3 protein-coding genes are annotated in these 5914 nt (G+C 52.9%); 1 reads left to right on the top strand and 2 read right to left on the bottom strand.

From position 1 onward, the window contains the following. Positions 1-1108 (bottom strand): CBS domain-containing protein (locus tag ABYW01_RS12175; protein WP_372833011.1); only part of this gene is annotated, 1108 nt, incomplete at its 3' end. 368 nt (positions 1109-1476) lie between these two features. On the opposite strand from ABYW01_RS12175, the gene ABYW01_RS12170 reads away from it, so the two are divergent. Next, the gene (locus ABYW01_RS12170; RefSeq protein ID WP_372833008.1) at positions 1477-4788 is read left to right on the top strand and encodes an EAL domain-containing protein; all 3312 of its coding nucleotides are present in this window, start codon (positions 1477-1479) and stop codon (positions 4786-4788) included. Positions 4789-4879: 91 nt separating this feature from the next. Here the strand turns inward: ABYW01_RS12170 and ABYW01_RS12165 are convergent. Next, the coding region (locus ABYW01_RS12165; RefSeq protein ID WP_372833007.1) for an AMP-binding protein at positions 4880-5914 on the bottom strand (1035 nt) is incomplete at its 5' end.

Below are 5914 nucleotides of genomic sequence, written 5' to 3'. Positions count from 1 at the left end.
TGCGTCGGTTCCAGATCTCTCCTTGCCAGCTACCGTTCTTCTTCAGCGCAGCCCATAAATTTTTATAGAAGTCGGGGCCTTGTTTTCCCGAGCTGAGTAAGCTGGGACGTTGCCCCAGCGCTTCGCGTTCAGAATAGCCGGTAAGAATCGTAAATGCGGGGTTCACCGACAGAATGGCACCGTTCTCGTCGGTGACCATGATGCCGTCCATCGAGGCATCGATCAGCGCTTTAGCCATATTCAGGCTATTTTCGCTTTGCGCAAGATCCGCCGTGCGGTTGTTCAGCGCATCGCGTAAACGGTTGACGTATGCTTGCTCGATATTCGCCAGCACATCGGCAAAAGACACCACGCCGCAGATACTGTCATCGGCACAGGTCACACAGAGATGACGGATATGGCGACGTTCCATCAAGGCTCGCGCCGAGAGCAGGCTCATATTTTCCGAGACGCTGATCAGCGGTGTACTCATCACTTCGTAGAGCTGGCGGTGCAGTTGATCAAGGGCAATCAGGCGCACCACATCCCGTTCGGTCAACATCCCCACCGGCTGTTCATTCACCGTCACCAGAATACAGTCGGTCTGGCTTGCCCGCATTGCTGCTATAGCGTCGGGCAGGCCGCATAACTGATCGACTTGGGGCGGCTGCTGTTGGGGCAGGATTGTGCTGACTTCGCTCATGCGCAGGAAGTAGGCCACATCCTGATGGATCACCACATCGCTCTGAGTAATGATGCCGGAGAGCTTTTCCTCTTCATCGACCACAACCAGATGACGCAGGCCGTTGCGGCGGAACAGGCAGGTGGCGTCGTCCAGAGAAGCATCCAGTGCAATGGTGCTGACGGGCGTGCTCATCAGCTCGTGAATCAGTGTAGTGGCTTGGTCAAGATGATCGTAATTGATCTTTAAAGCATCGGCTTCGGTCCAGATGCCGATGGGGCGGCTATCCTTAACGATGACCACTGAACTGCAGTGGTTATCGAACATTTCGCGGGTTGCTTGCTGCAAACTGAAGTCTGGAGGGCAGGTGATCACGTTATGCTGCACGATGGAGCGTACATCACGTTTGAGCGCTCCGGTCAGATTCTGATCGTTTAAGTCGTCCATGCAAGCTCCACTCTGCAATGTGCAGGATATTCTGATGCGGGGGAGTGCCGTGCCTCCACGCCGCGCAAGGTGTTGAAATATTGATCGATTATACGGATGCCGTGCTGCCATACCAGTATAAATATTGTTTTATTTGTTTGAATGTTGGCTCAGGTCAACGTTACAAATCGGGTTTAATTGACATGTTTATATAGTGTTACTCGGTTTTTGGTATGAATTTAGAATAATATTCTTGTTTGAAATCAGGTGATAATACCCGTGCATAAGAGGTATGATTAACCTTATAACAAGATGTAATTAAAAAGGATCAGATGGTATGGCTGGCAGATGGATCTGCAGGTGTAACGGTCGTCTGAAAATCGAGGGATATGATGCCGATTTCAATCGATCAGGCTCATGATCCGATGGTACGTTGTATGAGCTCTGATCAGATACCCCCTTTTCTTGTCCGGTGGCGGAAAACGCTGCCTTGGATTAACAGCGACCAGCCGTTATCAGCGGTCATTCAGCAACTGGCCTGTCACCCGGATACCGTGTGTATGATCGGTTACCCGTCCGTATCTGGTAATCCGGCAGGATATCTGACGATGAAGCGGGTCATGCAGTTTCTAGCGGCGGATATAAGCACCAACGCGGTACTTGAAAGTCTCTCCATTCCACCTGCACTGGACGTCAATCTGGCTAGCTTTATCGCTGATGCAGAAACCTGCTTCTCACAACATGGTGATAGCCATTTGGTGATGATGGATGCACAGCGGCAGACCTATCTGATTGATCTGCAAGCCTTGCAGCAGTGCCGCACACTCTCATACACGGCTTCCGGAAACATAGATCACCGTCCGCAACCCGACGTATTCCGCGGCGTATTGGACAGTTTGCCTGATCTGGTGTGGTTAAAAGATACGCAGGGGCGCTATCTCAGTTGTAACCGTTCGTTTGAATCTATTGCGGGATATTCAGAGCAGGATCTTATTGGCAAAAACGACTATGACCTCTTTCCCCGGGAAGACGCCGACTACTTCAGGCACAACGATGAATTGACCGCACAGAAGGATGCGGCGCGTAAGAACGAGGAAATCCTGCGTCACGCCGATGGCAGTTATGAAGGCCACTATGAAGTAATCAAAACGCCGATGAAGGATGATGCGCAGAACCTGATCGGGATTCTGGGGATCGCCCGTGATATCAGTACCCGCCGATTCGCTGAGAAAGAACTGCAGGCCGAACGGGATCTGTTTACTGACGGTCCGGTAGCGGTACTGGTATGGCGGCCGGAAGAGGGCTGGCGCGTGAGTTACGCCTCGGCCAACATCGGTATCGTATTTGGTTTTGGTCCTGACGAGATGATGGCTGAGGATTTTCGTTACAGTGACTGCATTCATCCGGAAGATGGGGAGCGGGTGGGTGCAGAGGTCAGTCGTTTCTTTGAGGAAGGGCGCACCAGCTGGGAGCAGCGTTACCGCATTGTGCGTAAAGACGGCTCGGTGGGTTGGTTGTATGACTATACCGTGGCGGAGTGGGACGATCAGGGCAAAGTAGAAGTACTGCGGGGCTACGTTCTGGATGAGACCAATCGAGTTGAATCGGAAGCTCGGTTACGCTTATCTGCGACGGTGTTCGATAACGCCCATGAAGGGATCATGGTGACCGATGCGGCGCAGCGAATTCTGGATGTAAACCCTACTTTTACAGAGATTACCGGCTATAGCCGTGAGGATGTGCTGGGAGAGCGGCCGTCCATTCTAAAATCAGAGCGTCAGTCCGAGGCGTTCTACAGTGCAATGTGGCGGGTGCTCGATACACAGGGTTACTGGCGGGGTGAACTCTTCAACCGGCGCAAAAACGGGACGGTATATACCGCATTAACTACCATCTCTGCGATCCATGATACCCAAGGGTTACTGACCCATTATGTCAGTGTGTTTTCTGATATTACTCAGATGAAAATCCATCAGGAACGTCTGGAGATGCTGGCACATTACGATTCGCTGACCCGTTTGCCCAACCGGGTGTTGCTGGCCGATCGTATGAAGCAAGTGTTGAGCAGCGCCGAGGGGATGCAGGGTTATATCGCCGTGTGTTACATGGATCTGGATGGTTTCAAACAGATCAATGACCAGTACGGTCATAACGTAGGTGATCAGCTGCTGGTGGAGATTGCGGAGCGTCTGAAAAGTAGTTTGCGTGCGCACGATACTGTTGCGCGTCTGGGTGGCGATGAGTTTGTGCTTTTGCTGAGCGAACTGGAAAGTGTCCATACCTGTGAATTAACCGCTGAACGGGTGCTGTCGCTGATCGCCCGACCGATCCATGTGGAGAGGCTGGAGTTGCAGGTCTCTGCGAGTATGGGAATCACGCTCTACCCGGACGATGGCTCTGATCCGGATCTGTTGCTGCGGCATGCTGATCAGGCGATGTATCAGGCAAAAATGACCGGCCGCAATCGCTATCAGTTGTATGATCTCGACCATGACCAGCGTTCAGTTTATCGCCGTGAGGCGGTCGCGGATATCCGCCGCGCGTTGCATCAGGAGGAGTTCGTACTTTACTTCCAACCGCAGGTGGATCTGGTTCAGCAGAAAGTGCTGGGTTTCGAGATGCTGATCCGCTGGCAACATCCGCAAAATGGGTTGTTGGTGCCCGCGCGCTTCCTGCCGTTGATCAACGGACATCCGGTAGAGATCGAACTGGATCACTGGGTGCTGCAACAAGCGTTTGAGCGACTTCAGCAGTGGCAGCAGCAGGGGTATGCGTTACGTCTTAGTGTGAATCTTTCGGGAGCAACGTTATTGGCGGACGACTTTATGCCGCGTCTGCAATCTTATATTCATGCCTATCCGCGTATGTCGCCCGGATTGCTGGAGATCGAAGTGCTGGAAACCTCTGCATTGGAAGATATCAGCCATGCCGGGGAGATCTTTGAAGCCTGTCAGGATCTGGGATTCCGTATCGCGCTGGATGACTTTGGCACGGGCTATTCCTCATTGACCTATTTTCGCCGTTTGCCCGCTGAGACCCTGAAAATTGATCAGTCCTTTATCTTCGATATGCTGACCGATAAAGAAGATCTGGCGATTGTGGAAAGTGTGATTGGTCTGGCGCAGGCCTTTAACCGCCAGCTGGTGGCAGAGGGGGTTGAGTCGGCCGAACATGGTCAGCTGCTGGTGCAAATGGGCTGTACCGTTGTGCAGGGATACGGTATTGCCCGGCCGATGCCGGTTGAGCAAGCGCTGGACTGGGCAGATAACTGGACACCCTCACCGGAATGGATGATGGAGAAAGGCTATCACTCGCCAGAGCAACGGGCACTGTTGTTGGCGTCCCGAGAGCACCAGGATTGGCTTGATGAACTGCTGTTGCGCCTGAACGGCACGTCGCCAGAAAACGCACCGCGGCCAGATGACTATCATAGCTGCCGTTTTGGTCGCTGGTATTACGGTCTGGGTGGTGTGCAACTGGGGCATCGGGCAGAGTTTCGCGAAATTGAGTCAGTGCATAAACAGTTGCATCAGCTGTCAGATCATCTGGTGCGGGGGTTGGACCACTTGAATGAAGGAGAGCGTTTGCGCGGGCGACAGCAGCTCATTGAATTGAGCCACTCGCTGCAGCTGCAGATCCAGAACTTACAGCGCATCCTTGTGGCGGAAAAGGTGGTGAAACCGATACCGGTTACACACTAACGATCATGATAAGGAATTCCCTCCGGAACAATTCATTGCGGGAACAACGAAGGGGGACAGTTCCGGAGGTCGGGGTTATCTGGCAGTGCAATCAGAGTTCTTTCTGACCGTACTGGTCTCGCAGGACATTCTTCTGCACTTTCCCCATCGTATTGCGTGGCAGTTCGTCGAGGAACACGATACGACGCGGCACTTTAAAGCCAGCCAGATGTTCACGGCAAATGGATGTCAGTGATTCGGCGGTGGCTTGATTAGCGCTATCATCCGCTACGATGGCGGCGGCGACACCTTCACCAAAGTCGGGATGAACAAAGGCAAAGACCGCTGATTCCAGCACCCCCGGCAGTTCATTGAGCACCATCTCGATCTCTTTTGGATAGATGTTGTACCCACCGCTGATGATCAGGTCTTTCGAGCGCCCGACAATACTGACGTAACCGTCGGCATTGATGGTGCCCAGATCACCGGTGACAAAGAAACCATCGTCGGTGAATTCTTCTGCGGTTTTCTCAGGCATGCGCCAGTAACCCTGAAAGACATTCGGACCTTTTACCTGCAAACTACCCACGCCATCCGTCGCGCATGGCTGGCCGTTCTCATCCATGATTCGCACGTCAGTGCCCGGCAGCGGGAAGCCCACGGTGCCCGCGATACGCTGACCGTTCAATGGGTTAGAGGTGTTCATGCCGGTTTCGGTCATACCGTAACGTTCGAGAATGGCTTTACCCGTACGTTGTTCAAATTCGGCGAACGTCTCTTCCAGTAGCGGTGCCGAACCGGAGATAAACAGGCGTACATTCTTGGCTTTTTCCTGCGTGAATTCAGGTTCAGCCAGTAAACGGGTATAGAAGGTTGGAACACCCATCATCACGGTGGCTTCGGGCAGTGATTTCAGTGCTTCCGCCGCATCAAACTTGCTGTAGAAAATCATCTCGCTGGCATTCAGCAGGGCACAACTACAAGCAACAAAGAGCCCGTGAACGTGGAAAATTGGCAGCATGTGCAGGAGCACATCACCCTCTTTCCAGCCCCAGTAATCCAACAGCGTCAGGCCATTGTTGAGCAAATTGTTGTGGCTGATCATCGCGCCTTTTGGACGCCCGGTTGTACCCGAGGTGTAGAGGAT

Origin of the sequence: Pontibacterium sp., from assembly GCF_041587635.1 — a bacterium.
GTDB lineage: Bacteria > Pseudomonadota > Gammaproteobacteria > Pseudomonadales > Balneatricaceae > Pontibacterium.
The sequence above is the reverse complement of the archived record's forward strand: the minus strand, read 5'-3'. Positions and strand labels throughout refer to the sequence as shown.